This is a genomic window from Streptomyces sp. NPDC030296 (assembly GCF_055572815.1).
Window position 1 is genome coordinate 1 of record NZ_JBVICQ010000032.1, and the last position, 1970, is coordinate 1970.

Annotated in this window: 1 protein-coding gene; it reads right to left on the reverse strand. The window is 70.2% G+C overall.

The window, feature by feature from the left end; translation table 11 throughout:
- Positions 1-57 precede the first annotated feature (57 nt).
- Complete coding sequence (locus ACZ4Z3_RS40150) at positions 58-1848, reverse strand: IS481 family transposase (protein WP_468505694.1); 1791 nt, start codon at positions 1846-1848, stop codon at positions 58-60.
- Positions 1849-1970 lie beyond the last annotated feature (122 nt).

Here is a 1970-nt window from a genome sequence, read left to right on the forward strand (position 1 = left end):
TGTCGGGTCTCAGGTGATGGTTGACGGTTCGGCGTCGGGTGATGCTTGACGTCTGTCCTAGACGATCTTTCGTCTGTTGTACTCCCCGGATTTGCGGACGACCACCCCCTTGGTGGTGGTGCGGGGAACGGTGGTGATCAGGTCGTCGCCGTGGAAGACGCGGATGACGCTGTCGTCCAGGTGGGCGGTGACGACCTGGCGGGCGTAGGCCCGTCCGAGTTGGATGCGCTGGCCTGCGACGACGAAGCCGCCGATGCTGCTGACGTGCCGCTCGGCGATCTGCGGAGCGGGTGGTGGGACGGTCGGGGGCGGCCCGGCTGGTCTGGCTCCGCGCAGGCGGCCGCAGGCGGTGGCCGACAGCGGGCAGGGCAGCGCGGCCAGCAGGAGGCGCTGTTCGTCGAGGACCTGCATCACGGTGCCATCCAGCCGCAGGGTGACCCGCTGTCCGGCGAAGGCCCAGCCGATGTTGCAGCGGTCGCCGCCCAGGCCGATGTAGCCGACCGGGTTGACGGTGCGGTCGACCTCCACCGCGGCCGTGTCGGCCGGGCCCGGCTCGTCGGCCCAGGGCCCGGCGGGGCGGGCGTCCCCGCAGGCCAGCAATGCGCGCAGGTCACGGCCGGACAGCTTCGAGGGAAGTGTCTTGTGCCGTGCGCCGCCGATGAGCACGTGCAGCCGGTTCACGTCGATCCGCAAGGTCACCTCGGTGCCGGCCAGCGCCGGTCCGAACCAGATCTGCTGTCCGCTCACCGAGAGGTTCCCGCTCGGCGGCACCGTCCGCACTATCTCGATCGTGCCGACCTCGTCGCGGGTCACGGGCCAGGAGCGGGCCGTCTGCTCTGGCGGCTGACGCGGGACAGGCACCACCATGGGCGTCTCGGTGCCGGTGACCGCCTGCAGGCTCGGCGGCAGCTTCACGGGCAGTACCGCGGCTTCCGCCTGGGCCGCCTTGGTGCTGAACCGGACGGCCGGAGCCTGCATGCCCAGTGCCTGGTGCGGACGGGCCTGGTTGTAGTCCTCAAGCCACCCGTCCACCGTCTGCTGCGCGGCGGCCAGGTCCGCGAACGGGCTATGTTCATCGAGCAGTTCACGCCGCAGCGTCTGATGGAACCGCTCGATCTTCCCCGTGGTCGTGGGCGACCTCGGCTTGGTGAGCCGGTGGGTGATGCCGTTCTCCCGGCAGATCCGGTCGAACATCGTCTCTCCCGGCTTGCCGGAGCCGAACCGGGCGGTGAACTGCTTGCCGTTGTCGGTGAGCACTTCGCCGGGCACCCCGAACCGCTGCAGGGCCTCACCGAAGGCCAGACACACCGCTCGCCCGGTCGCCCGCCGCACCACCTTCGCGATCACCACGAAGCGGGAGTGGTCGTCGATGCCGGTGACCAGCTTGCACTCGGCCCCGTCGGCCAGCAGCAGCCCGCCCACGATGTCCATCTGCCACAACTCCATCGCCGTTTCCCGCTCCCACCTGCGGTAATCCGACCTACGCCGCTTGCGCACCCCCGGCTGCACCAGGCCGTTGCGGACCAGCACCCGATAGACCGTGGCCCTGGAGGGCACCGGCAGCACACCTCGACGCTCCAGCTCGTGCACCAACCGGCGCGGCCCCCAGCCCGGATGCCGGCGCCGCAGCTCACACACCGCCGCCTCAACGTCCGCCGCGATCCGGTGCGGACACGAAGCCGGCCGATGCGACCGGTCCGCCAGCCCCGGCAGGCCCGACTGCTCGTACTTGCGCACCCAGGAATGCACCGACTGCCTCGACACCCCATACCGGGCCGCGACTTGAGTGACTGCAACCCCCGCGGCCACCTCCATGACCGCGTGATACCGCTGCTCGACCACGCTCAACTCCACCAGCACGGCCTCAGCCCTCCCTGCACGCGCCGATCAGACGCGCACAGCCAAGCCGAGGCAAGCGGTGTCAAGCATCAGGTGAAGCCGCAGTGTCAACCATCAGCCGAGACAGGACA